Origin of the sequence: Pseudomonas sp. R1-15, from assembly GCF_051132085.1 — a bacterium.
GTDB lineage: Bacteria > Pseudomonadota > Gammaproteobacteria > Pseudomonadales > Pseudomonadaceae > Aquipseudomonas.
Genome location: NZ_CP071660.1, coordinates 2,127,675 through 2,154,110, shown reverse-complemented (window position 1 = coordinate 2,154,110; position 26,436 = coordinate 2,127,675). Strand labels below are relative to the sequence as shown.

22 protein-coding genes and 2 pseudogenes are annotated in these 26,436 nt (G+C 61.3%); 7 read left to right on the top strand and 17 right to left on the bottom strand.

Annotated features, from left to right (window positions below; genetic code table 11):
- Positions 1–46: 46 nt before the first annotated feature.
- The 7 genes and pseudogenes from J3P97_RS09785 to J3P97_RS09755 form a co-directional block, all read right to left on the bottom strand.
- Positions 47–925, bottom strand: a complete 879-nt coding sequence (locus J3P97_RS09785; protein WP_434674021.1) for a LysR family transcriptional regulator — start codon at positions 923–925, stop codon at positions 47–49.
- Positions 926–1,162: 237 nt separating this feature from the next.
- The gene (gene ycaC / locus J3P97_RS09780) at positions 1,163–1,792 is read right to left on the bottom strand and encodes an isochorismate family cysteine hydrolase YcaC (RefSeq protein ID WP_030141308.1); all 630 of its coding nucleotides are present in this window, start codon (positions 1,790–1,792) and stop codon (positions 1,163–1,165) included.
- A gap of 158 nt (positions 1,793–1,950) precedes the next feature.
- On the bottom strand, positions 1,951–3,789 hold the full coding sequence (locus J3P97_RS09775) for an amidohydrolase (RefSeq protein WP_434674529.1): 1,839 nt from the start codon (positions 3,787–3,789) through the stop codon (positions 1,951–1,953).
- A gap of 118 nt (positions 3,790–3,907) precedes the next feature.
- Positions 3,908–4,546 (bottom strand): antibiotic biosynthesis monooxygenase, encoded by a 639-nt coding sequence (locus J3P97_RS09770; RefSeq protein ID WP_434603694.1) that lies wholly within the window; start codon positions 4,544–4,546, stop codon positions 3,908–3,910.
- The gene (locus J3P97_RS09765) at positions 4,539–4,952 is read right to left on the bottom strand and encodes a DoxX family protein (RefSeq protein ID WP_434674020.1); all 414 of its coding nucleotides are present in this window, start codon (positions 4,950–4,952) and stop codon (positions 4,539–4,541) included. Before J3P97_RS09765 ends, J3P97_RS09770 begins: the two co-directional genes overlap by 8 nt.
- Positions 4,949–5,895: pseudogene (locus tag J3P97_RS09760) on the bottom strand (LysR substrate-binding domain-containing protein). The gene J3P97_RS09765 and the pseudogene J3P97_RS09760 overlap by 4 nt, the downstream one beginning before the upstream one ends.
- A 60-nt stretch (positions 5,896–5,955) precedes the next feature.
- Complete coding sequence (locus J3P97_RS09755) at positions 5,956–6,777, bottom strand: alpha/beta fold hydrolase (RefSeq protein ID WP_305495574.1); 822 nt, start codon at positions 6,775–6,777, stop codon at positions 5,956–5,958.
- 362 nt (positions 6,778–7,139) lie between these two features.
- On the opposite strand from J3P97_RS09755, the gene J3P97_RS09750 reads away from it, so the two are divergent.
- Positions 7,140–9,950, top strand: coding sequence for an ATP-binding protein (locus J3P97_RS09750; RefSeq protein WP_434674019.1), 2,811 nt, complete (start codon positions 7,140–7,142; stop codon positions 9,948–9,950).
- On the opposite strand, the gene J3P97_RS09745 is transcribed toward J3P97_RS09750, so the two are convergent.
- The gene (locus tag J3P97_RS09745) at positions 9,897–11,405 is read right to left on the bottom strand and encodes an ATP-binding protein (protein WP_434674018.1); all 1,509 of its coding nucleotides are present in this window, start codon (positions 11,403–11,405) and stop codon (positions 9,897–9,899) included. The two genes, J3P97_RS09750 and J3P97_RS09745, sit on opposite strands and share 54 nt — an antisense overlap.
- A 183-nt stretch (positions 11,406–11,588) precedes the next feature.
- Positions 11,589–12,539 (bottom strand): GlxA family transcriptional regulator, encoded by a 951-nt coding sequence (locus J3P97_RS09740; protein WP_434674017.1) that lies wholly within the window; start codon positions 12,537–12,539, stop codon positions 11,589–11,591.
- A gap of 344 nt (positions 12,540–12,883) precedes the next feature.
- On the opposite strand from J3P97_RS09740, the gene J3P97_RS09735 reads away from it, so the two are divergent.
- Together J3P97_RS09735 and J3P97_RS09730 are read left to right on the top strand one after the other, a co-directional pair.
- A complete protein-coding gene (locus J3P97_RS09735) occupies positions 12,884–13,606 on the top strand; it encodes a pirin family protein (protein ID WP_434674016.1) in 723 nt (240 codons plus the stop codon).
- Positions 13,607–13,743: 137 nt separating this feature from the next.
- Positions 13,744–13,950, top strand: a complete 207-nt coding sequence (locus tag J3P97_RS09730; RefSeq protein WP_434674015.1) for a hypothetical protein — start codon at positions 13,744–13,746, stop codon at positions 13,948–13,950.
- A gap of 5 nt (positions 13,951–13,955) precedes the next feature.
- Here J3P97_RS09730 and J3P97_RS09725 read toward each other — a convergent pair whose 3' ends face one another.
- The 4 genes from J3P97_RS09725 to J3P97_RS09710 form a co-directional block, all read right to left on the bottom strand.
- Positions 13,956–14,360 carry a carboxymuconolactone decarboxylase family protein gene (locus J3P97_RS09725; RefSeq protein ID WP_434674014.1) on the bottom strand — a complete coding sequence of 135 codons (405 nt, stop codon included), beginning with the start codon at positions 14,358–14,360 and terminating at the stop codon, positions 13,956–13,958.
- A gap of 16 nt (positions 14,361–14,376) precedes the next feature.
- A complete protein-coding gene (locus J3P97_RS09720) occupies positions 14,377–15,426 on the bottom strand; it encodes a Rieske 2Fe-2S domain-containing protein (RefSeq protein ID WP_434674013.1) in 1,050 nt (349 codons plus the stop codon).
- Positions 15,427–15,459: 33 nt separating this feature from the next.
- Entirely contained in the window at positions 15,460–16,143 is a 684-nt protein-coding gene (locus J3P97_RS09715; RefSeq protein ID WP_434674012.1) for a TenA family transcriptional regulator, read from the bottom strand.
- Positions 16,144–16,339: 196 nt separating this feature from the next.
- Complete coding sequence (locus J3P97_RS09710) at positions 16,340–17,383, bottom strand: GlxA family transcriptional regulator (RefSeq protein WP_434603678.1); 1,044 nt, start codon at positions 17,381–17,383, stop codon at positions 16,340–16,342.
- A 270-nt stretch (positions 17,384–17,653) separates the two neighbouring features.
- Between J3P97_RS09710 and J3P97_RS09705 the strand changes: the two are divergent.
- Positions 17,654–18,688 (top strand): annotated as a pseudogene (locus tag J3P97_RS09705) (cache domain-containing protein); the annotation flags it as partial.
- A gap of 54 nt (positions 18,689–18,742) precedes the next feature.
- Complete coding sequence (locus J3P97_RS09700) at positions 18,743–19,597, top strand: methyl-accepting chemotaxis protein (protein ID WP_434605050.1); 855 nt, start codon at positions 18,743–18,745, stop codon at positions 19,595–19,597.
- 429 nt (positions 19,598–20,026) lie between these two features.
- Here the strand turns inward: J3P97_RS09700 and J3P97_RS09695 are convergent, their stop codons facing one another.
- From J3P97_RS09695 to J3P97_RS09680, 4 genes are all read right to left on the bottom strand, one after another.
- Positions 20,027–20,914: a DMT family transporter gene (locus J3P97_RS09695; RefSeq protein WP_434674011.1), complete on the bottom strand. Its 888-nt coding sequence runs from the start codon at positions 20,912–20,914 to the stop codon at positions 20,027–20,029.
- Positions 20,915–20,980: 66 nt separating this feature from the next.
- The gene (locus J3P97_RS09690; protein WP_434674010.1) at positions 20,981–21,391 is read right to left on the bottom strand and encodes a dihydrodipicolinate synthase family protein; all 411 of its coding nucleotides are present in this window, start codon (positions 21,389–21,391) and stop codon (positions 20,981–20,983) included.
- Between the two features lie 41 nt (positions 21,392–21,432).
- Positions 21,433–22,668, bottom strand: a complete 1,236-nt coding sequence (locus tag J3P97_RS09685) for an aromatic ring-hydroxylating oxygenase subunit alpha (RefSeq protein ID WP_434674009.1) — start codon at positions 22,666–22,668, stop codon at positions 21,433–21,435.
- Positions 22,669–22,942: 274 nt separating this feature from the next.
- Positions 22,943–23,911 carry a LysR family transcriptional regulator gene (locus J3P97_RS09680; RefSeq protein ID WP_434605048.1) on the bottom strand — a complete coding sequence of 323 codons (969 nt, stop codon included), beginning with the start codon at positions 23,909–23,911 and terminating at the stop codon, positions 22,943–22,945.
- A gap of 332 nt (positions 23,912–24,243) precedes the next feature.
- On the opposite strand from J3P97_RS09680, the gene J3P97_RS09675 reads away from it, so the two are divergent.
- Together J3P97_RS09675 and proW are read left to right on the top strand one after the other, a co-directional pair.
- Positions 24,244–25,404 carry a quaternary amine ABC transporter ATP-binding protein gene (locus tag J3P97_RS09675; RefSeq protein WP_434674008.1) on the top strand — a complete coding sequence of 387 codons (1,161 nt, stop codon included), beginning with the start codon at positions 24,244–24,246 and terminating at the stop codon, positions 25,402–25,404.
- A 25-nt stretch (positions 25,405–25,429) separates the two neighbouring features.
- Positions 25,430–26,383: a glycine betaine/L-proline ABC transporter permease ProW gene (gene proW / locus J3P97_RS09670; protein WP_434674007.1), complete on the top strand. Its 954-nt coding sequence runs from the start codon at positions 25,430–25,432 to the stop codon at positions 26,381–26,383.
- Positions 26,384–26,436 lie beyond the last annotated feature (53 nt).

The window sequence follows — 26,436 nt, the reverse complement described above, 5'->3', positions numbered from 1 at the left end:
TCGAAATTCAGCCGTCCCTGGGACGGCTGAATGCGTTTTGCGCTACCTACTGCATGTGTTCACGCAAGAATTCCACCAACGCCTGCACCGGTCGCGAGCTTTGTCGGTGTTGCGGATAGACCGCCGACAGCGTCAACGGCTCGGTCTCGAATCCCTCCAACACCTTGATCAACCGCCCATCCCTCAACGCCTCACCGAGGATGAAGGTCGGCAGATAAGTAATCCCCATGCCGGCAATCGCCGCATCCCTGAGCAAATCGCCGTTATTGGCACGCATGCGTCCCACCACTTCCAGCGCCAACGGCTTGCCCTTTCCGGCGAATCGCCACTGCACCTGACGGCTGTGCCCGTACGGCAAACAGTCGTGGGTGCGCAGGTCTTCCGGTCGCGTCGGCGTGCCTCGCTGCGCCAGGTAGGCGGCGCTGGCGCAATACACTCGCTTGATACTCGCGATGCGCCGGGCGATCAGGGTCGAATCTTCCAGCACGCCGATCCTCAGTGCGAGGTCGTACCCCTCCCCCAGCAGGTCCACCGAACGATCACTCAGGTCGACCTCCACGTTGACATCCGGGTAGCGCTGCAAGAACAGCGGCAGCAGGCTGCCCAGGTGCGCCACGGCGAAGGACAACGGAGCGCTGAGGCGGATGGTTCCGCGCGGCTCGCTGGTCTGGCCACTGATGCCCTGCTCCACCTGCTCGACTTCGCTGAGCAGGCGCAACGCCGCCTCGTGATAACGCTGGCCCAGCGGAGTGACGTCCAGCCGGCGCGTCGAACGATTGAGCAACCGAACCCCCAGCCGCTGCTCCAGCTCCATCAACTTGCGACTGACGAACTGCTTGGACAGCCCGAGCTTGTCCGCCGCGGCGGTGAAACTGCCCGACTCCATGACCTGGGCAAAGATGCGCATTTCTTCGAAGGGGTTCATTGTCATTCCGTGGGTGGACAGTCATCGGGTTCCAGCGGGCATTGTGGTCTTGGCAGGTCAGATTGACCAGCTGTTGAATGTGCCGGCCTCATCGCGAGCAAGCTCGCTCCCACAGTGGTTCGGGGCGCTTCAAACCCTGTGGGAGCGAGCCTGCTCGCGAAGGCGGTAGTTCAGCTTGATAGATTGCTCAGGCACAAAAACGCCCGCACAAGGCGGGCGTCGTCCAGCAAGGCGCGCTTATTTCGCCGTCAGCGCCGAGTAGCTGTTCATCAGGTTGCGGTAGTTGGGGATGCGCTGGGACAGCAGGTTGCCCAGGCCTTCGATGTCGTTGCGCCAGTCGCGGTGCAGCTCACAGGCCACCGAGAACCAGTTCATCATCTGCGCGCCGGCGGCGGTCATGCGCACCCAGGCGGCCTGTTGCACGGTTTCGTTGAACGTACCCGAGGCGTCGGTCACGACAAACACGTCGAAACCTTCAGCCAGGGCCGACAGGGTCGGGAACGCCACGCAGACATCGGTCACTACGCCGGCGATGATCAATTGCTTGCGGCCGGTGGCCTTGATCGCCTTGACGAAGTCTTCGTTGTCCCAGGCATTGATCTGGCCAGGGCGCGGAATATACGGCGCGTCCGGGAACATTTCCTTGAGCTCCGGCACGATCGGGCCATTGGGGCCCTGTTCGAAACTGGTGGTCAGGATGGTCGGCAGGCCAAAGAACTTGGCCAGGTCAGCCAGGGCCAGCACGTTGTTCTTGAACTCGTTGGGCGAGAAATCCTGGACCAGGGAAATCAGGCCAGTCTGGTGATCGACCAGCAGGACCACCGCGTCGTCTTTATTCAGGCGGTTGTAGGCGGGAACGTTGCTCATGGGATGACTCCTTTGGGATGGATATATTGAAACCAATGTGGGAGCGAGCTTGCTCGCGATAGCGGAGTGTCAGGCGGCGGCACGTTGAATGTTCCGCCGCCATCGTCGGATCGCCGCCCGGAGCAAGCTCGCTCCCACAGGGGAATTCCGCGTCTCAGTTAAAAGGCAAAACACGAACAGCCAAACGCGCCCCAGAAACCCTGGAAGTCGCTGACCGGCACGTTCGACAGACGCGCCCGTTCATGGCTGTGGGAATGCACCTTGCACGGCCCACTGCACTGGTGGACTTGCGCCTGCAATGGCGAAGCCGGGCGCCAGTGGCCGGGAACCTTGACCACCGGCGACCAGTCCGGCAGTACCGGGACGCTGGCCGGGCCGAGTTTTTCGAAGTCGCCGGCGGCGTAGACGACCTTGCCGTCCACCACGGTCAGCACCGATTCGATCCACTTGATGGCTTCTTCATCGACGCTGAAGAAATCCGCGCTCAGGGCTGCCAGGTCCGCCAGTTGGCCAACCTTGATCTGGCCCTTCTTGCCCTGCTCCGAGGAGAACCAGGCGCTGCCATGGGTGAACAGCTCCAATGCGGTCAGCCGCGGCAGGCCTTCTTCGTGCAGCGAGAGGCCGCCGACGGTGCGGCCGCTGACCATCCAGTACAGCGATGTCCACGGGTTGTAGCTGGAGACCCGGGTGGCGTCGGTGCCGGCGCCCACCGGTACGCCTTCGGCCAGCATGCGCTTGATCGGCGGCGTGGCTTCGGCGGCCTTGGCGCCGTAGCGGTCGACGAAATATTCACCCTGGAAGGCCATGCGGTCCTGGATCGCGATGCCACCGCCCAGCGCCCGGACCCGCTCGATGTTTTTCGGCGTGATGGTCTCGGCGTGGTCGAAGAACCACGGCAGGCCGTTGAACGGAATGTCGCGGTTGACCTTCTCGAACACGTCGAGCATGCGGCTGATGGATTCGTCATAGGTGGCGTGCAGGCGGAACGGCCAGCGCTGCTCGACCAGATGACGCACCACCGGCTCCAGGTCCTGCTCCATGCCCGGCGGCAGGTCCGGACGCGGTTCGAGGAAGTCTTCGAAGTCCGCCGCCGAGAACACCAGCATTTCACCGGCGCCGTTGTGCCGCAGGAAGTCGTCGCCCTGGTGCAGCTTGACGCTGCCGGTCCAGTTCTTGAAGTCGGTGAGTTCTTCCTTGGGCTTCTGGGTGAACAGGTTGTAGGCGATGCGCACCGTCAACTGCTGCTCGCGAGCCAACTGCTCGATGACTTCGTAGTCATCCGGGTAGTTCTGATAGCCGCCGCCGGCGTCGATCGCGCTGGTCAGGCCCAGGCGATTGAGCTCGCGCATGAACTGGCGGGTGGAGTTGACCTGGTATTCCAGCGGCAGCTTCGGCCCTTTCGCCAGCGTCGAGTAAAGGATCATCGCGTTGGGCCGCGCCACCAGCATGCCGGTCGGATTCCCGTTGGCATCGCGAACGATCTCGCCGCCCGGCGGGTTCGGCGTGTCGCGGGTGTAGCCGGCCACCCGCAGCGCGGCGCGGTTGAGCAAGGCGCGGTCATACAGGTGCAACACGAACACCGGGGTGTCGGGCGCGGCCTGGTTCAGTTCTTCCAGGGTCGGCAGGCGTTTTTCGGCGAACTGGAATTCGTTCCAGCCCCCCACCACCCGTACCCATTGCGGGGTCGGGGTGCGATCGGCCTGGTCCTTGAGCATGCGCAAGGCGTCGGCCAGGGACGGCACGCCTTCCCAACGCAGCTCCAGGTTGTAGTTCAGGCCACCGCGGATCAGGTGCAGGTGCGAGTCGTTGAGGCCGGGAATGACGGTGCGGCCCTTGAGGTCGATGACCTGGGTGCCGCTGCCACGCAAGGCCATGGCCTCGGCATCGGTGCCCACGGCGACGAAACGGCCCTGGCTGATGGCAACCGCGCTGGCGCGAGGTTTTTCACGGTCGACGGTATGGAACTGGCCATTGAACAGAATCAGATCGGCGTTCATTGGATGTCCTTCTGGATGGGAAGATGAAAGAGACAGGCGTGGCCAGAAAGCCGCCGCCGCGCTGAGCAGGGATCCGGCGGCCAGCAACTGGCGGCGCAGCGGATCGGTCGGGTCGTCTTTATTGGCCATCGCCGGGCTCCAGGTGTTGGTGGGCCTTGGACGCTTCCAGCCACGGCGCGAACAGACGCGTCGCCAGCGGCATGCACACGTACACCACCGAGAGCACGATGGTCACGGTGATCAGGAACGTGGCGACCACGTAATTCGACAGAAACGCGTTGAGTTGCAGCAGCGGGCCCCAGAGCAACGGCACCAGCAAGGTGTGCGGCAGGATGACCAGCAAGGTCACCACCGATTGCTTCCAGCGCGGTGGCGGCGTGGCGGCATCGGCCAGCGGGGCGAACCAGAATTCCTTGTGCGGGGCGACTTCTGTCTGGTCGCCGTCCGCCAGCAGCGGCGCGGCCTCTTCCACCAGTTCGCGGCGCTCGGGCGAGTCCAGCCAGCGCTGCATGGCCTCGGTGGAGCAGAACCGCAGCACGCAGGTGAACAGCGACAACCCGCCCTGCTTGCCCCGGACTACGTCCACGCCCAGATGCCCCGGCCATTGGCCGGCCACGCTGACGATGCGCCGCAACCAGGCTTCATAGGCGCCGTCCTGCCCGGCCTTGACCCGGTGTTTGACTACCAGGGTGACGATTTCATCGAAGCCGGGGATCGCCGGGATCGCGGTTGATTCAAGGGTTTGGGATTCAGGCATGACGCAGCACTCCAGCAAAACGCGCGTTGATCGCCAGGCCTCCCGGGCCGGCAATGAACACGCTGGTAAATATGATCAGCAGCAACCAGCCGAACTGGCCTTCTTCCAGGCTCCATTGCGGGTGCACCACGAGCAGCGCAACGGCCAGCAGGAAGAGGATGGGCAAGCACGCCAGGCGCACCAACACGCCGGCCATGATCAGCAGCGGGCAAAGCACCTCGGCGAAAATCGCCAGGATCAGCGTGGGCGCCGCGCCGAGGTGGAACGGGTCTTCGATGCGGGTCAGCTCGGCGCTGTAGTTCAGCAGCTTCGGCAAGCCATGGACCCACAGCAAAAACAGCGCGCCGCTCAGGCGCAGGAACAGCAGGCCGAGGTCCTGCATGCGGCGTTCGTCAGTGGCGTTCATCGGTGAGCTCCGGCCGGGTCCGTCGAGGCGGCTGCCGGCAACGGTTGGGACATGTGGGTGGCGATGCGCGAGCGCAGCCAGCGCTCGGCGGGGTCGTTGTCGTGGACGCCGCTCCAGACCATTGACAACTCGGCGGCGTTGATCTCGAACGGCGGATCTTCGGCGCGCAAGGCGCAGCCCTCCACCAGCGCGCAGCGGCGTAGTCCGGCACCGTGGCGATCAGCTCGGTGCCCGCCAGCAAGGCGCGCAAGCCGCTGAATTGCGGCACCGCCAAGACCACTTTGCGGGCCCGGCCGATGCGCGCCAGGTCCAGGTCGATGTTGCCGCTCAGGTCGCCCGAGAACGACACCATGGCGTGGGGTCGCGAGCAGTAGTCGTCCAGGGTCAGCGGCCCCGGGCGCTTGTCGCCACGCAGGACCTTGCAGGGAATGTCCCGCAGTTTCTTGCGCTTGGCATTGGCCGGCAGGTCGGTGGTGTAGCTGACACCGACGCTGATTTCGCTGCTGGCGAGCAACGACGACATCAGCAGGAAATTGGCCCGGCGCACCACCACGATGATGCCCGGCGCTTCTTCGCGCAGTTGACTGAGCAGCGGTGGAAACAGGCCGAATTCGGCATCATCGGACAGACCGATGCGGAACACGTCGCAACTGGTAGACGGGTCGAACGCCTTGGCCCGGCTGACCGCGCCGGAAATGGTGTCCATGGCCGGCTGCAATTCTTGCAGGATCGCCAGGGCCCGAGGCGTCGGTTCCATGCCCCGGCCGTGACGGATCAGCAGCGGATCATCGAACAGATCCCGCAGCCGCCCAAGCGCTGCGCTCACCGCCGGTTGGCCCATGAACAGCTTTTCGGCGACACGGGTCAGGTTCTTCTCGAACATCAGCGCCTCGAAGATCACCAGCAGGTTCATGTCGAGGCGGCGTAGATCGTTGCGGTTCATGGGTGTGAGGTCCTGTTTAAACTGTGGGAGCTGGCTTGCTCCCACAGGTTCATGGCTTGATCAACCCTGGATGAATGCCAGCAGGTCGGCGTTCAGCCGGTCCTTGTGGGTGTCGGTCAGACCATGGGGCGCGCCCGGATAGACCAGCAGCTGCGAGTTCTTGAGCAGCTTGGCGGCCGCGATGCCGGCGGTTTCGATCGGCACGACCTGGTCGTCATCGCCATGCACCACCAGGGTCGGCACATCGATGTTGCGCAGGTCTTCGGAAAGATCGGTCTCCGAGAAGGCCTTGATGCAGTCATAGGCGTTCTTGTGGCCGGCAAGCATGCCCTGCATCCAGAACCAGTCGATCATGCCCTGGGACACCTTGGCACCCGGACGGTTGGCGCCGAAAAACGCGCTGGCCACATCCTTGTATAGCTGAGAACGGTCGGCCAGGGAGGCCTGGCGGAAGCCGTCGAACACCTCGATGGGCAGGCCGCCGGGGTTGGCCGCGGTCCTGAGCATCAGCGGCGTGACCGCCGAGATCAGGCCGAGCTTGGCGACGCGGGCGGCACCGTGCCGACCGATGTAGCGCGCCACTTCGCCACCGCCGGTGGAGAAACCGAGCAACACCGCGTCCTTGAGGTCCAGGCGCTCGATCAGCTCGGCCAGGTCATCGGCGTAGGTGTCCATGTCATTGCCGTCCCAGGGCTGGCTGGAACGCCCGTGACCACGACGGTCGTGGGCAATCACCCGATAGCCGTTGGACGCCAGGAACATCATCTGCGCCTCCCAACTGTCCGAATTCAACGGCCAGCCGTGGCTGAAGACCACCGGTTGGCCACTGCCCCAATCCTTGTAGTAGATCTCGGTGCCGTCGCGGGTGATGAAGGTGCTCATGACGTGATTCCTTGAGGTCGGTGGATCAATCAATGGTCCGGCCAGGAGAGGCATGTGCGTGAGTTAAACGTTGTTAATTTTTTCGCGACTGAGGTGTTAACAAGCTACTGGAGAGCACATTTGTGGCGAGGGAGCTTGCTCCCGCTGGGTCGGTCCGACGTCTCGGGCGCAGCAGCCCCGGAATTGTCACTTCGGTGTGCCAGATTGGTTGGGGTGGTGCTTTTGGGGCCGCTTCGCGGCCCAGCGGGAGCAAGCTCCCTCGCCACGGGTCGTGGGTTGGAACAAGACGCCTTACCGTTGCGCTTGACGCAAAACCTGAGGAATATGCTCGGGTACAGCGGGAACAGAACCTTGAGCAGACCATGAGCCAATACCTCAGCCTGCCCGTCGAACAGACGGTGCATTTCGGCCCCTACCGGGTCCATCCGCGCCAGCACCTGGTGCTGGAGGGCGGGCAACCGTTGCGCCTGGGGCGGCGAGCGGTGGAGATCCTGCTGGTGCTGCTCGAACACGCCGGCCAAGTGGTGAGCAAGCAGCAACTGATCGCCCGGGTCTGGCCGAAAAGCGTGGTGGAGGACACCAACCTGCGGGTTCACGTGGCGGCGTTGCGCAAGGCCCTGGGCGACGGCCAGGCCGGTCAGCGTTATATCGTCACGGTGGCGCAGCGCGGCTACAGTTTTGTCGCGCCGGTGACGTTCGAAGCGCCCGAGGAACTGGCGCGCATCCCCCACCCCTCCCTGGCGCGCAACCTGCCGCCGCGCCGTACCCGCATGATCGGCCGCCAGGGCCTGGTGGAGAGCCTGGTGGCGCAGCTCCCGCGCAAACGCTTCATCAGCCTGGTCGGCAGCGGCGGCATCGGCAAGACCACCGTCGCCTTGCGGGTTGCCGAACGGCTGCTTGGCCAGTACCGCGACGGCACCTGCCTGCTGGACCTGGCCTCGCTCAACGACGCGGCCATGATCGCCCCCAACCTCTGTGCGCTGCTGGAGCTGACGCTGCATGACGGCGAACCGCTTGACGCGATCGTCCGGCAACTCAAGGACCGCCATCTGCTGCTGGTCATCGACACCTGTGAACACCTGATCGATGCTGTTGCGCTGCTCTGCGAAACCTTGCTGCGCGGCGCGCCTCATCTGCATATCCTGGCCACCAGCCGCGAAGGCCTGCGCGCCGAAGGCGAACACGTGCAGCGCCTCGATTCGCTGGCGTTTCCGCCAAGGGGCATGGCCATCGAAGGTTATCCGGCCCTGGAATTCCCGGCGCTGCAACTGTTCGCCGAACGGGCGATGGCCAGCCAGGACGACTTTGAGCTGACGGACCACGAGGTTCCGCTGATCGTCGATATCTGCCAGCGGCTCGACGGAATACCCCTGGCGATCGAACTGGCCGCCGCCCAGGTCGGGCGCTTTGGGCTGGAGGCGCTATGCCGGCAACTGCAGGACAGCGTCGCCCTGCTCGACCATGACAGGCACGCCAGCGCACCGCGCCAGCAGACCCTGCGCGCCACGGTGGACTGGAGCTTCGCGCTGCTCACGCCGTGCGAACAGACCTGCCTGCGGCGCCTCGCGGTGTTCATGGGCAGTTTCAACCTGGCGTCGGCCGCGGCAGTCATCGTCGGCCAGCATGTCGCGCCGGAACAGGTACTGGTCTCGATCAGCCAGTTGGTGGCGAAATCGTTGCTCAACGTCGAGATCGGCGACGATGAGGTCCGTTATCGGTTGCTGGACACCACGCGCAGCTACGCCCTGGAAAAACTGCTGGAGGCCGGGGAACTGGCCGCCACCCGGGAGCGCCACGCCGAGCGCTGCCTGACGCTCATGGAACAGGCTGAAAAGGATTGGGAAAACACTTCTACGCGCGTGTGGATCGCACGGTACGCGGCCTATCGGGACGACATCCGCGCGGCGCTCGACCGCGGGCTGGGCCCGCAGGGTTCGCACGCCGTGGCGATCCGTCTGGCCGCGCGCACCCTGCCGCTCTGGCAAGAGCTGTCGCTGCTCAAGGAGCACGGGCTATATGTCAGCAAGGCGCGGGCGCTGCTACGGGCCAGCCCCTCGCAGTGCCCGAGATTGACCCTCGCCCTGGAACTGGCCCATGGCAGTTTCAACTACCACACCGAGGGCGGTACGCCGGCCACTGTCGAGGCCTTCGTCACGGCCCGCCACCTGGCCCGGCAGTGCCAGGACCGGGCGGGAGAATTGCGCGCATTGTCGGGCCTCATGACGGTCAATCTCAGCGCCGGCCGCTATCAGCAGGCGCTGGAGCAAAGCCTGGATTTCGATCGCCTGGGCCTGCCGGGCGACCCGGTCCTGTCCTTGAGTACCCAGCGCCTGCGAGTGCTGGCGCTGCATTTCACCGGCGACCAGGACGGCGCGCGACGTGACGCCGAGCAGGTCATCCAGCGCCTGGCCCAGAATGGTCACCTGAGCCGCTTCAGCCACGGTTTCGGCGTGCAATACGAGCAGAGCGTGGCCGCGCTGACAATCCTGTCGCGCATCCTCTGGCTGCAAGGCTTCGCCGAAAAAGCCCGGCGCACGGCCAACCTTGCGCTACAGATTGCCCTGCAGATCAACCACGGCCTTTCGATCTGCTACACCCTGGCGATCGCCGGTTGCGTGATCGCCCATTACACCGGCGATCAGCCGACCGCCCGGGAACGGCTGGACATGTTGAAGCAGCAGGCCAAACGCCATTCGGTCATGCTGTTCCATGATTGGGCTGGCCATTACGAGCGCGCCTTCGACGGCGCCACTCCGCAGTCGCACTTGAGCGCTTGCGGCCTGATCCAGGATACCGTCGTCACTCTGCGCGGCGCTGCCGTCAGCCCTCAGCAGATCGAGCGCGCCCATAGCGGCGCGGCAGGCTGGTGCTCGGCGGAAATCCTGCGCGTCGCTGCCGAAGCGTTGCTGGCCGAGGGAAAGGCGAGCGCAGAAAGCCGTGCCGAAGAGTACTTGCACGCCGCGCTGGCGCTAGCCCGGAGCCAAGGCGCGCTGGCGTGGCAATTACGCAGTGCCATGTCCCTGGCCCGGCTGTGGCAACGGCGCGGCCAGGATGCGGCAGCGCAGGATGTGCTCGCTTCGGTCTATCGGCGCTTCAGCGAAGGGTTCGACACACCCGACCTAAAGGAAGCTGGCGCGCTGCTCCAGACGCTGACTCGCCAGCTCGGGTCTTGAACGCCGCGCCAGCCAGGCCTCCTGCAACATGTAGCGCCGATGGAGCGACTGCCACTGGCCTGCGCGACGCAACTTTTCCAAGGCATAGGCACGCGTGGTATTGAGCAGGTGGTAGCGATTGCCTTCGGCACCTTGTTCGACCATCACCAGCGACTGCTTGACCAGCCGTGACAGCAGCCAGGGCAATCGCCCCACCCCGACGTCGGTGCAACTGACCACAGCCAGCGCAGCCTTCAACGTGAACGGTTCCTCGAACACCGCCAGCCGCTGGAACAGCGTCCGTTCGTCGCTGCCCAAGCGCTCGAAACTCCAATCCAACGCCGCATCAAGGCTGCGGTGGCGCGCCACGGCTGTACGGCGGCCGTGGCTCAACAGTGACAGACCGTAGTCCAACTGTTCCAGGACCCCCGCCACGCCCAGCACATCAACCTGGGCCGCCGCCAGTTCCAGCGCCAACGGCAACCCGTCCAGGCGCTGGCAGATTTGTGCGAGAGGCGCGAGGTCGCGTTCACCCGGCTTGAAGCCCTGCTGTCGGGCACCGACCCGATCGACCAGCAAGCGCACCGCCGGACTCGCCAATATCAAGTGGCCGGGCTCGCTGGCCGTCGCCACGGCCAGACCGGCCAATTGCACGACATGTTCATCTGCAAGCTCCAAGGCTTCGCGACTGCTCAACAACAGCGATACGCCAGGGGCCGCTGAGCGCAGCGTCAAGGCCAGCTCCCGGCAGGCATCGAGCTGGTGTTCGGCGCCGTCGAGCACCAGCAACATCCGGCACGATTGCAGGCACTGTTCCAGCGAGCCGCCCGTCAGGCCAAGGGTTTGCATGATCCGCGGGCAGACCTCGGCCGGGTCGCTGATCGCCGCCAGGTCAATAAACCAGGCGCCGTCGGTAAAATGCTCAAGCAACAGTTCCGCCGCCCGCGACACCACCGTGGTCTTGCCGATACCGCCCGGGCCGACGACGGTAGTCAGGGGCTGGCGAGGAACCTCGACCAACAGCCGTCCCAGCAGCTTGTCGCGACCGATCACCGGGCTCAGGCGCGCGGGCAGATTGTGCCGCTCGGAGCGCCTGGCGCCGGATGATTCAGCACTCGGCTGCGCGGTCAGGGGCACGGCGAAGCAGTAGCCCTGGCGCGGATGATTGAGAATGTAGCGGTTGCCATCCTGTCCAGCACCGAACGCCCGCCGTAAGGCGGCGATGTGCACCCGCAGGTTGATGTCTTCCACCACACTGTCGGGCCAGACCTGGGCGATCAGGGTTTGCTTGCTGACGAAGGCGCCCGCATGGGCCACCAACAAGTGCAGGATGTCCAGGGCGCGACCGCCCAGGGCCAGGGGCTCGCCATCGCGGGTAACCAGCCGCTGCTGGCGGTGAAAGACAAACGGACCGAAGCGCACCGTGGTTTCGGTGCTCGCCGCTGTTGCGGCGCAAGGTTTGGTGAAGCTGTTCATGAGCGATCCAGCGACAGAAAACCGGTCCGGGCGTGGCGCTGCGGATCGCCGCACACACCTGCCCTGGCTCCTGCGCATCCTTTGCAGAGGGTTCGCCGTTATCTTGGCAGCCACAGGGCAGAGAACAATGCTGGCACAGGACGCATCACGGACATCCCGGTGCCCTGGACGGACACCGAAGGCTCAACTGAACTGCTGGCGGTACTGGACCGGTGTCAGGCCGAGTTTTTCGCTGAACAACTGGCGCATGTGCCGGACGCTGCCAAAGCCACTGCGAAAGGCCACGGTCTTGAGGGGCAAGTCGGTGGACTCCAGCAACTGCCGCGCCCGATCGATGCGCGCACCTTGCAGGAACTCCATCGGTGTCATCTTGACTTCGCGCAGGAAAACCCGGGCGAAATGCCTTGAGCTCATGGCGGCCAGATCAGCCATGCGCTCGATGGAAAACGGCTCTTCCAAGTGTTCCATCACATAATGCTGCACCCGGGTAACCGCCGACTCCTGTGCCGCCACCGTCGCTACCAGCGGGCTGAACTGCGCTTGCCCACCCTGGCGCTGCATGACCACCAGCAAGACCTTGGCCACATCCAGCGCGACTTTGCGGCCATGGTCCTGGGCGACGATGGACAGGGCCATGTCGATACCGGCCGTGACACCGCCGGAGGTGATCAACCGTCGGTCATGCAAGATGATCTTGTCGGTCTCGACCAAAGCCTTGGGGAACCGCTGGATCAGGCGTTCGGTGTAATGCCAATGGGTGGTGACCCGATAGCCGTCGAGCAAGCCCGCCTCTCCCAGGATGAAGGCTCCCGTGCAGATCGACCCGTAGCGCGTGGCCCGCTGCGCCGACGCCCGCAACCAGGTATGCAAGCCCGGATGCCTGTCGTTATAGGCACCAGGCCCGCCCGGTACCAGCAGTACGTCGTAGGCCGCCCAAGCCTGGTCGATATGGATATCGGCCTGGACCGTCACCCCGTTGGAGGCTCGCAACGCCCCGCGCTCGGTGCCCAGGGTCAGCAACTGATAGTGCTGCTCCGGCGCGAGAAAACGATTGGCGATGGAAAACACTTCGAGCGGCCCGGCCATGTCGAGCAGCAGGAAATCGGAGAACAGCACCATTGCAACGGTTTTCATGGGGAGGACGCCAAGACAAAGGAACGCATTGGAAGGCTCATGCAAGGACGGCAAACATGTTTAGACAATCTGGTGTGGGAGCGAGCCTGCTCGCGAAGGCAGTTTGTCAGCCGCCATCGATAAAACCTGTGCCGACGTATTCGCGAGCAGGCTCGCTCCCACACGGGTTCATGGTTTGATCGGCTGGCATTATGACGAAGCGCAGCGCTCCCGGCGAGATTGTCCACTCAGAACGGACAGTATTTCCACATTCAGCCGCTTATTGAATGCGCCGATAACCATTAACCTTCTTCTGTACCCGGCGAACGGCCAAGGCCACCGCCCTCTGAACCAGGAGAATCATCATGCTGACCCTTCGCAAAGCTTCTGATCGCGGCATCGCTCGTCACGGCTGGCTGACATCGTTCCACACCTTTTCCTTCGCCAACTACCGCGACCTCAACCAACAGGGTTTTTCCGACCTGCTGGTGATCAACGACGATCGGGTCGCCGCCGCCCAAGGTTTCGGCCAGCACCCACACCGGGACATGGAGATTTTCTCCTACGTGCTCGAAGGCGCGCTGGAACACAAGGACACCCTGGGCACGGGCTCGGTGATTCGTCCGGGTGATGTGCAGTTGATGAGCGCCGGCAGCGGCGTGGCCCACAGCGAGTTCAATCACAGCGCGGACGAGCCGGTGCACTTCCTGCAGATCTGGATCGTGCCCAATGTCGTGGGCGCTACGCCGCGCTACCAGCAGGAGCACTTCAGCACCGAACAGAAACGCGGTCGCCTGCAACTGATCATCTCCCCGGACGGCGCCGAGGGGTCGTTGCACGTACGCCAGGACGCACGGGTGTATGCCGGGCTGTTCGATGGTCAGGAAAGCGCCACGCTGACCTTGGCCGCTGATCGTTATGCCTATGTGCATGTGGCCCGGGGCAGCGTCGAGCTCAACGGCGTGGCGTTGCAGGAAGGCGACGGTGTGCGGGTACGCAACGAACAGGTACTGACGCTGGGCAACGGCCAGGATGCCGAGGTGCTGGTGTTTGACCTGCGGCCGCAGGAACTGCCGCAAATGCCATGAGGCCGGCGCCCTATGTAACAGGTGTAACGGGTGTAACTGGTGGGAGCGAGCCTGCTCGCGAAGGCGGTGGGTCAGCCAAGATGACAGTTGGCTGGCCTGACGCCTTCGCGAGCAGGCTCGCTCCCACATTTATTTAATTGGTCTCCTGGGAAAACGCCGCGACGATCTCATCGATCACCGCTCGCACCGCAACCTTCCAGGCGCTGACCGAGTTTGGCTATTCGGCGCTGTTCAATGCCAATGGCGGACAGCACGGGTTACTGTTTCTGGTATCGGCGGGAGCGATTCTGACTGCTCTGGCGCTGGGCCTGCTGCCCAGGATGAAAAACCCGGCCGGCCACTGAGTTTTTCAACCAGGGTCGCGGGGATCGCGCAAGTCCGAGCGACCTTTTTTTGGGTTGTCCGACCGTGGATGGCGAGGGTCTGATGGGGTCTGCTCCTCTTCAACGATGCGTCGGAATATCATCAGTGCCGAGTGGGCCGTTGGCCAGCCTGAGTAAAATGCCAGATGGGTGATCAACTCGACCAACTCTTCCTGGCTGACGCCATTTTCAAGCGCCTTGCGTAAATGAATCGGCAGCTCATTACCACGATAGAGCGCTACCAGAGCGGCTACGGTTACCAGGCTGCGGTCGCGTGGCGAGAGCTCCTCTCGCTGCCAGACTTCGCCAAAGAGAATCCGGTCAGTGTAATCGGCCAGGGCGGGGGCGATGTCGCCGAACGCCTCACGGCCGGGAAACGTACGGTCTTTCATATCCGATTCCATCCAGTCACGCCTGAACGCGGCCCTGCGCCTGTTCTTCACGGATCAGCCGCTCGACAGCCCGGCGCATGCGCGCCGGAGCCGCATCGACGGAAAACAGTGACGGTTTCATTGCCCAGAACTCGCTATCACCCAGCGCAGCCTGCTGCGCTTCGAGCATGACCTTGTCTTGTTCGGCAAATGCGAAACGACGCATTTCAGCAAACTTTGTCTCGTCGACTTCATTCAATCGAGTCCCCGATGGCAGTGCGGCGGCGAAGTGATAATGGGTCGTCGACCCGGTTTCCGGTGTCAGGATATGTTGTCCGTACCACCAACCGTGATCCTCGCGTTCCTCCAGCCGTGGCGCCCGCACTCCGCCGTCGAACCAGAAGTAACTCGGCGCCATCCAACGTATCTCCGTCCACATATCAACCGGTTGCTGGTCACGTCGGTAGATCAGGTCGAAGACAGCAGGAACTTTACTGTTTGGCATCCAATGCCGGCAGACGAGTCGCCCTTCCTCGTCTTCCTCCACAACTTGTTCAGCGCCGGCCTGTTCAGGATCACCCAACAGGCCATCGTGGAGATACATGAGGTGGCTCAGATCCAGCAGATTGTCCGCCATCAGCAGGTAATTGGCGCCGACATGGAGGTAACCGCTCACCACTTGGTAGCTGGAATCCGCACCGTGCAGGCCATAGTCGGGAATCCGCGTCAGGTCGGCCGGAGCATCCCCCATCCAGATCCACACCAGGCCATACAGCTCTTGCACCGGATAGGCATGTACCTTTGCCACCTCGAGAATTTTTTCATCGCCATGAGGATTGCCGACACAGCGACCTGCACAGTCGAATCGCAGGCCGTGATACCCGCATTCGATCTCATCCCCTTGAAGCTTACCGAGATGAAGCGGTACGAATCGATGGGGACAACGATCGCGTAACGCCGCCAGCGCGCCGTCTTGCTTGCGATAGAAAACGACCGGTTCATCCAGCAGTATTCTATGGAAAATCTCACCACCGCGCACTTGCTGGCTCCGGCAAGCCGCGTACCAGGCATTCCTGATGAAGTTCATAGCGAAAGTCCACTGAGTGCCTCGCGAACACATTCAACGAGTCATGTTGTTATAAAAACCCGTGTAGGTACTGGCGAAGAGGTGACAGCCGAATCGTATCCCTTCTTTGATTGAAGATTTGAAGACGCCTTCTTGCCAATCGTTGTCAACAACGCTCAAGAAGTCTTCGGCATGTTCGATATCCAGCGCCTTGTGTAATCCATAGTGTGTGACCTGATGTACATCCAGCCATCTCTGGTCGACGATGGACTGGCCTATCAGTGCCGAGATATCGGCGAATGTTCGCTCAATCCCCGCGAACATGGAGACGGCAAAACGATAGTTTTCGAATGTCGAGACGCCACGCAGCGCTTCATTGAAGATCCGTGCATTGGGTGACGGGTCGTTCAGGTCGATGCTTGAGGAGTCGCCACCCAGTCGGTCGATGAGTGTCAATATGGTCTGGCCGTGTACATTTTCCGGAACGCCCTGGCCATGCTCTTCCCATAGATTTCCCACCAGGGCAACACGGGGTGGCGCCTCAGGAATGTTGGCGATCACTTGTGCCATCGGACGACTGAAAAAATACACCATCGGTGCAAATTCCATTTGGCTCTTCAGGAATTGTTGCTTTGACATTCTCCCGCTGCAAAGCATCTTGAAGTACAGATTCTCCGGCAAATTCAATTCCGCGATACAGGTTTCCAGACAGTCTTTCAAATCGAGGCAAACAGGCATAAGAGTCCCCTTTTCATGCTGTTCGAACTGAACAAATCGACTTCGTCAATTGGCTAAATTGAATGAACATGGGTGACTATCTTGTGTGGGGTTTTTTCCAGGCACACCTGTCAACTTTGACAGGTGTGCCTGTTTATTTGCGATAAAAACGCCTGGCGTCAGACACAAACGCCTATAAGCGCTTCGCATTGATGCTTCAACGCGCCCCCTGTTTGCGCCCGAGCCCGGCGCGATAACTGCCGGGCGGAACGCCAAAGAAGTCGCGAAAACGTCGCTGGAAATGCGGAGAGCTGACGAAGCCCGTAGCCACGGCGATTTCGGTCACCGAGCGGTTGGTCTGCTGGATGAGCTGGCGTGCGCGTGTCAGGCGCAGTTCCAGGTAATAACGCGTCGGGGTCGCACCGAGGAACCGGCAGAACCGCCGCTCCAGCTGGCGCTTGGAGACATTGACGCAGGCCGCCAGCTCATCGATCGTCAAGGGCTCCTCGACGTTCTGCCACATCAATTCCAACGCCAGCTTGAGGCTTTCCGGCAGCGTCGGATCGGTCTCGACGAAGATCGGCGGCAGGTCCGTGGCGTCATCCCCTGATTCATCGCAGCGAAGGATCTCTTCGATTGCGCCCACCAGCGCCTCGCCGCCGGTGCGGCGGATCAGCTGGAGCATCATGCGCAGCGAGCTGTTGGCGCCCGCGCAGCTGACTCGCTCGCGGTCTACGACATAGGCGCGGCTAGTGACTTTCACATGGGGGAACATCTCGGCCATCGTCGCCCGACTTTCCGGATGGACCGCGCATTCGAAACCATCGAGCAGGTTCGCCTCTGCCACAAAAAAAACGCCGTTCCACAACCCACCCACTATCGCCCCGGACGTTGCGTTGGCGCGCAGCTTGCGCCGCAATAACGGCGTGCCTTGCAACTTCACACGAAAGCCTCCGGCGACAATCAGCACGTCGAGGTTATCGGGCAATTGCGCCAGCTCGATATCGGTGGAAATGACGATGCCCAGGTCACTCGTCACCTGCCCGCCCGAAGCGCCCACCGTCAGCACTTCATAAAGCGGCATGTCGCTCATCAGGTTGGCGGTGACCAGCGCGTCCACCGCGCCGGTAAAGGACATCATGGAAAAGTTGTCCATCAGCACAAACGCGACGCGCACCGGCGCTTGTCCCACAGGCGCAGCCCCTTGGGGGCGATAGGCCATGTTCTTGTTCTTGAGTACGCTTTCGAATGCGCTGGGCATGGGGCCTCGTGAGACAGGAAGGCGATCTGGACCGGACCCGGGCGGATTGCCCGAGCCAAGCCATCTTCCCGATTAACCGCAAAGGCAACCATCGCCTGCGCGACATCACTGTCAGCGTTAGCGACGTCCGACCGGTGGTGACCTCAAGGGAATACGACATTGGTCGATAGCCTCAGAGTAGGCATGGGCGCTTTTCCCTCCAAAGCTCGCAACGCGCACCGCTACTGTTTCCGCCGTTTCCAACACCGATAAATACCCGCGGGAGAAGTTATGAATATCAAACAGAAGCTGACATGGGCGTTCGCGACCATTGCCTGCCTCCCGGTTATCCTGGTGGCGGTGCTCGTTGTATTGAACCTGCGCGATGCGGCACAAGCCAACTTCCTGGACAGCAGCAGCCGCGAGATCCGCCAGATCGACAACGGCATGAAGCAGTTCTTCGACGGCATCATGCAGAACGTCGAATTTTTCGCCAAGGACCCGCGGATCGTCGCGGCCAAGGACCTGAAGAACTACTCGGGCGCTGACGCCGCGCAAATCCCGCTGACCGAGAATAACAAACAGCTGCTGGCGATTTTCGACCAGTTCGCCAAGAGCCATCCAACCACCGCCTACCTGTCCCTGGGCCTGGCGGACGGTGGCTATGCCAGCTGGCCGGATGATCCGAAGATTTCCAACTACGACCCGCGCGTACGCCCCTGGTACAAGGCGGCTATTGCAGCGCCTGGCACCACCGTGAAAACCGATGCCTATTACTGGGCACCGGACGACGTGTCGTTGATCGGCATCGTGCACACCGTCGCCGATGCCAGCGGCAAGCTGGTCGGCGTGGTCGGCCTCGATGTGTCGCTCAAACAGCTGACCGAACTGGTCAAGAACATCAAGCTGGGCGACAGCGGCTACCTGATGCTGGTGGAGGCCAGCGGCAACGTGCTGGTCGACCCGGCCGAGGCCAAGCACAACTTCAAGCCGCTGGCCGACCTCGGCCCCAATTACGCCGCGCTGGCCAAGAGCAGCGATGGCGCCACCCAGATCGAGATCGATGGCGTGCCCTACATGGCCAACATCGTCACCTCCAAAAGCCTGGGCTGGCGCTTCATCGGCCTGATCAAGCGCGACGAAGTGATGGCCGAGGCTTCGAGCCTGACCTGGTTGATCGCCGCTATCGCCGCCGCGCTGGCCGTGGTCTTCGCCATCGTCGGCGCCAGCTTCGCCAGCGTGATCGTGCGGCCGATTCGTGGCGTTGCCAATGGCCTGCAGGAAATCGCCGAAGGTGAAGGCGACCTCACCCGCAAACTGTCGGTGCAGGGCAAGGACGAAACGGCCACCCTGGCGGGTTGGTTCAACCAGTTCCTGGCCATGATCGCGCAACTGATGCAGCGCATCGGCAGCGCTTCTTCCGACCTGCAAACTGCCGCGGCCGATACCAGCAACGTGGCCCAGAACATGAACGATGCCGCCGGGCGCCAGCGCCAGGCCGTGGAGCTGGTGAGCACCGCGTTCAACGAAATGGTCGCCACCGCGAACGAGGTGGCCCGCTCCTGCAGCCAGGCCGCCGTCAGCGCGGACACCGGCTATCGCGATGTACATGACGGCCAGCACCACATCGGCGAAGCCACCGGCAGTGTGCTAAAGCTGAGTGAGGAATTGCAGCAGTCGACCCAGACCATGCAGGCGCTGGAGCAGGACAGCAAGAACATCAACACCATCCTCGACACCATCCGTTCGATCGCTGAACAGACCAACCTGCTGGCGCTCAATGCGGCCATCGAAGCGGCGCGCGCGGGCGATCAGGGCCGCGGCTTTGCCGTGGTGGCCGACGAGGTGCGCGCCCTGGCGCGGCGCACCGCCGATTCCACCGGCGAGATCGACAGTCTGCTCGGCAACCTCGCGCGGCGCACCCAGGAAGTGACGCAACAGATGCAGAACAGCCTGCAGGTGTCGCACACCAGCGTCGAGCGCATCCAGCAGGCTCGCGACAGCTTCGACAAGATCCGCACCTCGGTGGACTCGATCCGCGACCAGAACACCCAGATCGCCACTGCGGCGGAGCAACAGCACCAAGTGGCGGAAGACATCAACCGGCACATCGCGCAGATCCATTCCGATGCGCAACTGGTCGAGGAATTCGCCCATACGGCGCAGACCGGTTCGGGGCGGCTGACCGATATTTCCGGGCAACTCAAGGGCTTGGTGGGACGCTTCAGGTTCTAAATCGGCTTTATGTCCCGCCGAAGATCCAATGTGGGAGCGAGCCTGCTCGCGAAGGCGGTATCACAGCCAATGAAGATGTTGACTGTGCCGGCCTCTTCGCGAGCAGGCTCGCTCCCACAAGGGGTTCTGCGGTTACCTTAGTTTTGTGTCTGCTGAAGTTCTGCGGTTACTTGAGTTTTGTGTCCGCTAAAGATCAAAAATGTGGGAGCGAGCCTGCTCGCGAAGGCGGTGTCACAGCCAATGAAAATGTTGACTGTGCTGGCCTCTTCGCGAGCAAGCTCGCTCCCACAAGGGGTTCTGCGGTTACCTTAGTTTTGTGTCTGCTGAAGTTCTGCGGTTACCTGGGTTTTGTGTCCGTGAAGATCAAAAATGTGGGAGCGAGCTCGCTCGCGAAGGCGGTGTCACAGCCGCTGGGTACCTGCCCGGTGGCTACCCTTTCGCCTTGATCGCATACATCCCACCCGCAATCACCAGACATGCACCCACCACGGTCCAGGTGTCGGGCAGCTCACCGAATACCAGCAGGCCAATCAGCGTGGCGAACACCAGCAAGGTGTAGTTGAACGGTTGGAGTGTGGCTGCCGTTGCGTACTTGAGCGCCTGGAGCAACAACAGCTGGGCCACAACCCCGGTAGTGGAAAGCACCGCGATCAGGGCCCATTGCATCGGGCTTGGCGAAACCCAACCTGGAAGCCCCCACAAGGTGATGACTATTGCGCCAAAGAATCCCATGTAAAGCAGGTTCGTAGCGAACGAATCATGTTGGCTGATCCGCCGGGTCAGCACGCTGAAAATCGCGAAGCCCAGGGCGGACAACAGCGGGATAAGCGCCGCCAGCTCGAAGACACCGGTGCCGGGGCGAAGGATAACCAGTGTCCCCGTAAAACCGATGGCGGCGGCTATCCATCGACGAACCCCGATGAACTCGCCCAGGAACGCTCCAGCCAAGGCCAGCGTCATCAGCGGGAAGACTGCATACAGCGCGTGCATTTCCGCCAGCCCAAGGTAGCGCAGCCCCAGTCCGAACAAGGCGATTTCACCCACGCCGATCAAGGCGCGAATGATCTGCAGGCAGGGGTGGCGGCTTCGACAGGCGGTGCGCAGGTTTCCCTGGAAGACGCCATAGCCGACAGCGAAAACCAGGAAGGCCCAATAGCGCACCATCACCAGCTGCGCAATCGGGAGGTCCTTGACCAGTACCTTGGTAATCCCGTCCTGGCTGGCGAACACCAGCATCGAGAGAAGGCACAGGATGATACCGAGCCGAGGCCTGGGCACTTCGTAAGCAGGTGCCGCGCTGTCCGACTGGTTGCTCATGGATCATTCCATTTCGAGGGAGACGACATCATTCGCCCGGCACGCTCGTAAGCCCGCGCCCGATCCTCAGGCGAGATCAGATTCAAGCGCGATCAACGATTCAAGGGCAACCTTGAGCGCGTCGAGTTTACCAGCAGCCAAACGCGCCAACGGCCGACGCGGGTTTCCCGCTCCGTAGCCGGTGATCGCGGCAGCGGCGTAGACCGACTGCACATAGTCACCCTGCCAGATCAACGACATCGCCGGCTCTATCGACCGCCAGATCTCCCTGGCACTGATCCAGTCGTGCCTCATGGCGGCCTCTACCACGGCAACGCAAGCGCGTGGAGCCATGTTAGCGCCGCCCCAGATCAGACCTGCGGCCCCGGCGAAGAGCGCGTAGGGCACCAGTGCATCGGCGCCATTCATCGTCGGCAGGCCCGTACGGATCAGCGCGGCTTGGGCGGCAAGGTCACCACTGCTGTCCTTGACCGACACGAAGTTCGGAATCTCTGATCGAACGCACTCATGACGGGGAATCAGCCCACCGACTTGAGCGGAATATGGGCCTGGAGCCGCTTAAGCATGGTTTCGCAGTACCAATCGTCAAACTGGCATACACCGTTTTCCGCGATGTCCGAAAAAGGTCCCGGCTCGTAACTCGGTGAGGTAATACCGGCCTGCGTACCTTCCACCAAACGACGGTCCTGATCGTTGGTGGCAAGCCAGACCTTGGTCAGCCGATCGATCTCGTAGTCAACACCTTCAACGGCGGTACTGGGCACCAGCCATTTGGTCGTGACAAGCGTTTCGTCCGGTCCGATCGGGAGGACGCGGAAGCTCAACGCATGATCACCAAGGAAGTGATTCCAGGTAGATGGGTAGTTGAAATACAGCAAGGCGCCAATATCCGGCTCGCCGCTTTTATCCAGGCGTCCCGCCACAGCAGGTTTACCGTCCATTGTGTAACTCACGGCACCCGCGGAGAGTGGAATACGCGTCATACGAAACCGGCCATTGGGATCCATGACCAGCTTGCTCGGCATACCCGCGGTCTCGCAGCGATTCCAGTGTGCGCTCAGTTCGGGATCATCTTCGCCGCCCACCCCGGCCACCGAAAGATTCTCGACAAAGGAGTTCATCAGTTCCGGATGGGTACCGTCGCAGTGGAAGCACTCGCGATTATTTTCAAAGACAAGTTTCCAGTTACCCTTTTCAATGAGGTTGGACTCGAAAGCGACCTTGCAGTTATCCAGGAAATGCGGGGCGATAAATGGATTTACAGCATTTCTGAAACTGTCGAATTCCGGCGCCTTGTCAGCGACACAGACATAAATGTAGGTGTGAACAATTTCACAATGGACAGGCTTCAAATTATATTGCGACCTGTCGAAGTCGGCGCCCATGTTACCGGCAAACAATAGACTGCCGTCCAGTTCGAAAGTCCACTTATGATAAGGACAGACCAGTTTTGCGACTTTGCCCTGGGCGTGCTCGCAAACTTTGGAGCCACGGTGCCGACAGGCGTTGTGAAAAGCCCGGACCTGACCACTTTTATCCCTGACGACCAAGACGGGATAGTCGCCGATCTGCAACGTCAGGTATTGCCCGGGTTTTTCAAGCTCAAATGTATGCCCGGCAAAAATCCAGTCCTTGTGCCAGATCTGCTCAAGATCCTGCCGAAAAACCTCAGGTTCAATGTACAGTTCGCGAGGAAGCGCGTGGCGCGCCTTGCGCTTTTTAATCAGGTCGATCACGGATGTTCTGATATTCATTATTATCCTCTACACATCAACCTGACGGTTAATGGCAAGTACGCCCAGAAAGCAGTGTCATGGCCAACGGATCCTGCGCGAACGATTGTTCAGCGCAGCCGCTGGATACACGTGTATCAGCCATGTTTAGCCCGAAGGGTACGATAGCCAATCCGGTCGGCAAAACTACATTTTCGTTGTTCAACTGATAACTTGGCGTTATGACCGGGCGAATCCAGACACTACCTTGTTTGGATTTCGCTAACGGCCAAGAGGGACCTACGTCGGGAGAAACTTATACGGCCAATCTGGAAAACTTCGAGAGGATCCAGTCTCGCACTCTCCGACAGGCATCTTCATATTCAGTCCTTTCATTACAGGCAACATAATGAAGACTGTTTCGAAGCGTCACCTGCTGCTCGACGGGACGAACGAGCTGCCCTCTCTCGACCATGGCCCCGACCAGCTGGTTCCAGCCCAGTGCGACGCCTTGATGGGTCAAGACCATATTCATGATCAGGTTGTAATCATTGGCATGAAAAATAGGCGGGCAGTCACCAGGACGCTCATCAATATCAACGTTCAGAAACGCCAGCCATACCCCCCAGTCAACATGCTCAGCCACCCCCGACCGGCCATAGGGGCTCAGATTGAGTAGCGAAGAATCGCGCACGCCTTCAAGCGAAGTCAGTTCGGGGTGCGCCTCCAGGAACACGGGAGAGCAAACAGGATAAATAATGTCGTGGCACAACTGATAACTCTTGTACCCGTCCCCGACTTTGCGGATCTTCGAGATGATGATGTCCGGCTCTACGCCAGGCTCCATATTCACAAAGTTCTGGGTAGTGATCAGATTGAACTCGATATCCGGGTTCGTTGCACGAAACTCTGGAAGATGTTCCGACAGCCATAATGCGGAGAATGCTGGTGAGCAACAAACAGTCAGAATGTGCTTCTGCGTCGGCGTGGTACGAATCCTTTCAGCCGCCTGTGCGATATTAACGAAGGACAGTTGCGCCGCCTCAAAAAAAATCTTTCCCTCGGCGGTCAGCTCTACAGTCCGCCCGGCACGCATGAACAATTGAGCGCCCAAGGAGTCCTCAAGCTCTCGGATCTGCCGACTGATCGCTGCTTGCGATACACAAAGTGCCTCCGCCGCCCGAGTGAAGCTTTCATATTTGGCGGCGGCGACAAACGCTCTGACAGCCCTGAGGGAAGGCATTCTAAGCAGTAATGTATCGGGGTCAACGTGTCTGCTGAGCATGGCAAGCCCTCGCACTCCTAGCATCCGCGAAAGCGCCGGAGCGTAACCCAATAGCCTGGCCCGGGCCATACAAAGCGTCGTGATTACGCCAAGGCGGTCGTTTCGACAGGCCTCGATAACGTTAGGTTATCCATAAAGCCCGGTAAATGTTGTTGGATTTAACACAAGGATACCCATAGATTGAAAAAAAGCCCGAGCCCAAGGGCAAACAATAAAAACAAGGTCAATGTCATGCGCCATTCAATCATTTATTCCTGCCCGCCTAAATTACCAACGCTCGAACTCAATTCGATTTCGTGCGCTTGTAGCGTTACACGCAAAGGAGGGACGCGATGACTAGTTCAGACGAAATCATTTCTGTTAAGAACGTTTTCAAGATATTCGGCGCACAACCCGACGCGGCGATGAAGATGCTTGCCGTTGGCGCCTGCAAAAAAGATGTGTTTGAGAAAACAGGTCAGGTTATTGGTGTTTTCGACGCCAGCTTCGCCGTCAAGCGTGGCGAAATCTTTGTGATCATGGGGCTCTCGGGTTCTGGCAAGTCGACGATGGTGCGTTTGTTCAACCGCCTTATCGAGCCCACTTCCGGCAGCATTTATCTGAACGGTCGGGAAATTACCGGGCTGGCTGATAAAGCCCTGCTTGATGTTCGCCGTAAAGAGATGGGCATGGTGTTCCAATCCTTTGCCCTGATGCCTCACATGAGTGTCCTGGAGAACACCGCCTTCGGCCTGGAAATTTCCGGCATCGCCGAAAAGGAACGGCATAGCCGCGCCCGGGAAGCCCTCAGCCAGGTCGGTCTTGCCGGACAGGAGCACAGTTATCCGCATCAACTTTCCGGCGGCATGCAGCAACGCGTAGGCCTGGCCCGTGCGCTGGCCAACGACCCGACCATCCTGCTGATGGACGAGGCCTTTTCCGCGCTGGACCCGCTTATCCGCAGCGAGATGCAGGGGGAGCTCATTCGCCTGCAAGCCGAACAGAAGCGGACCATCATTTTTATCTCCCACGACATCGAGGAAGCCGTTCGCATCGGCCACCGCATCGCGATCATGGAGGGCGGCCAGGTGGTACAGATAGGCACGCCTCAAGAGCTGATCAGCCAACCCGCCAATGACTATGTACGCACCTTTTTCAAAGGGTTCGACAGTTCACGGATTCTCAAGGCGGGCGACGTGGCCAGGCTTGATCCGGAATGGGTTCGTAAAGTGAATGGTCAAGCACCGCAGTTCAGGGCCGGCCTTCCGTTTGGTTACCTGGTCGATGAACGAGGGCAACTGCTCGGGGTCGTCGACATCGATACCAGTGGCGCGGGTGGCAGCACACATCACACCCAGCACCAACACCAGCCGGTATTTACCGATACGCCCCTGCACGAAGTATTGGAAATTGCGGCCAACCTGCCGTATCCGGTCCCTGTACTGGACCGCTCGGGCGCGCTCACCGGGACCCTGTCAAAGAGCGAGTTGCTGCAAACGCTGAGCCGCCATTGATACAACCGTGAAGAGGTAAGCCCTGATGTCCGAGTTCAGTTTTCTCGACCCGTTCCAAGTCGCCACCATCCCGCTCGGCGATTGGGTGGAAAGCACCCTGAATTTTCTGGTGCACAACTTTCGCGATGTATTTCGCGCCATCCGCTGGCCGATTGATCAGGTACTTAACGGCGTTGAGTTCATTCTGCAGAGCATTCCACCGAGCATCGGCATCATCCTGTCTTCATTGCTCGGATGGCAACTCGCTGGCAAACGCATGGCGTTGCTGTGCTTTGTGACACTCACACTGCTGGGTTTGATCGGTGTCTGGTCCGAGTCGATGACGACCCTGGCGCTGGTACTGACCTCGGTGTTCTTTTGCGCGCTGCTGGGTATTCCACTGGGTATTCTCTGTGCCCGCAGCGACAACCTGGAAAAGGTCCTGCGGCCCATCCTCGATGCCATGCAGACACTGCCGGCGTTCGTTTACCTGGTGCCGGTCGTCATGCTGTTCGGCATCGGCAACGTGCCGGGCATCCTTGTGACGATTGTCTTCGCCCTCCCCCCTCTGGTGCGCCTGACGAACCTGGGCATCCGCCAGGTACCGGAGGACAAGATAGAAGCGGCCCGCGCGTTTGGTTGCACACCGCGGCAGATGCTCACCCGTGTCCAGCTGCCACTGGCGACGCCGACCATCATGGCGGGACTCAATCAGACCCTGATGCTCTCGCTGTCGATGGTGGTCATCGCCTCGATGATCTCGGTGGGCGGCCTTGGACAGATGGTCCTGCGCGGCATCGGTCGCCTGGACATGGGCCTGGCCACGGTCGGCGGGACGGGCCTGGTACTGCTCGCCATCTTCCTTGACCGCCTGACCCAAGCCATGGGCGCGCGCACCGGCGCCGACCCGAGCCTGCGCTGGTATCACACCGGTCCCGTAGGTCTGCTGCTACGCCTGTTCGGCGCAAGACAGCCTGCGAGGCGGAGCAAGACCGCCTGAATCCCACTTTCGATCTGCCGCACTTGAAGAAAAAACCCAAAAAAAGGTACGCG

What these genes read in the sequence shown, in the direction of transcription:
- J3P97_RS09765 (WP_434674020.1), bottom strand. Translation starts at nt 4,952, where the DNA reads ATGAACGCCACTGACGAACGCCGCATGCAGGACCTCGGCCTGCTGTTC.
- proW (WP_434674007.1), top strand. Translation starts at nt 25,430, where the DNA reads ATGTCCGAGTTCAGTTTTCTCGACCCGTTCCAAGTCGCCACCATCCCG.
- ycaC (WP_030141308.1), bottom strand. Translation starts at nt 1,792, where the DNA reads ATGAGCAACGTTCCCGCCTACAACCGCCTGAATAAAGACGACGCGGTG.
- J3P97_RS09715 (WP_434674012.1), bottom strand. Translation starts at nt 16,143, where the DNA reads ATGCCTGTTTGCCTCGATTTGAAAGACTGTCTGGAAACCTGTATCGCG.
- J3P97_RS09750 (WP_434674019.1), top strand. Translation starts at nt 7,140, where the DNA reads ATGAGCCAATACCTCAGCCTGCCCGTCGAACAGACGGTGCATTTCGGC.
- J3P97_RS09695 (WP_434674011.1), bottom strand. Translation starts at nt 20,914, where the DNA reads ATGAGCAACCAGTCGGACAGCGCGGCACCTGCTTACGAAGTGCCCAGG.
- J3P97_RS09775 (WP_434674529.1), bottom strand. Translation starts at nt 3,789, where the DNA reads ATGAACGCCGATCTGATTCTGTTCAATGGCCAGTTCCATACCGTCGAC.
- J3P97_RS09740 (WP_434674017.1), bottom strand. Translation starts at nt 12,539, where the DNA reads ATGAAAACCGTTGCAATGGTGCTGTTCTCCGATTTCCTGCTGCTCGAC.
- J3P97_RS09680 (WP_434605048.1), bottom strand. Translation starts at nt 23,911, where the DNA reads ATGCTCAGCAGACACGTTGACCCCGATACATTACTGCTTAGAATGCCT.
- J3P97_RS09710 (WP_434603678.1), bottom strand. Translation starts at nt 17,383, where the DNA reads ATGCCCAGCGCATTCGAAAGCGTACTCAAGAACAAGAACATGGCCTAT.
- J3P97_RS09755 (WP_305495574.1), bottom strand. Translation starts at nt 6,777, where the DNA reads ATGAGCACCTTCATCACCCGCGACGGCACCGAGATCTACTACAAGGAT.
- J3P97_RS09725 (WP_434674014.1), bottom strand. Translation starts at nt 14,360, where the DNA reads ATGAAAGACCGTACGTTTCCCGGCCGTGAGGCGTTCGGCGACATCGCC.
- J3P97_RS09785 (WP_434674021.1), bottom strand. Translation starts at nt 925, where the DNA reads ATGAACCCCTTCGAAGAAATGCGCATCTTTGCCCAGGTCATGGAGTCG.
- J3P97_RS09735 (WP_434674016.1), top strand. Translation starts at nt 12,884, where the DNA reads ATGCTGACCCTTCGCAAAGCTTCTGATCGCGGCATCGCTCGTCACGGC.
- J3P97_RS09745 (WP_434674018.1), bottom strand. Translation starts at nt 11,405, where the DNA reads ATGAACAGCTTCACCAAACCTTGCGCCGCAACAGCGGCGAGCACCGAA.
- J3P97_RS09675 (WP_434674008.1), top strand. Translation starts at nt 24,244, where the DNA reads ATGACTAGTTCAGACGAAATCATTTCTGTTAAGAACGTTTTCAAGATA.
- J3P97_RS09720 (WP_434674013.1), bottom strand. Translation starts at nt 15,426, where the DNA reads ATGAACTTCATCAGGAATGCCTGGTACGCGGCTTGCCGGAGCCAGCAA.
- J3P97_RS09770 (WP_434603694.1), bottom strand. Translation starts at nt 4,546, where the DNA reads ATGCCTGAATCCCAAACCCTTGAATCAACCGCGATCCCGGCGATCCCC.
- J3P97_RS09685 (WP_434674009.1), bottom strand. Translation starts at nt 22,668, where the DNA reads ATGAATATCAGAACATCCGTGATCGACCTGATTAAAAAGCGCAAGGCG.
- J3P97_RS09700 (WP_434605050.1), top strand. Translation starts at nt 18,743, where the DNA reads ATGATCGCGCAACTGATGCAGCGCATCGGCAGCGCTTCTTCCGACCTG.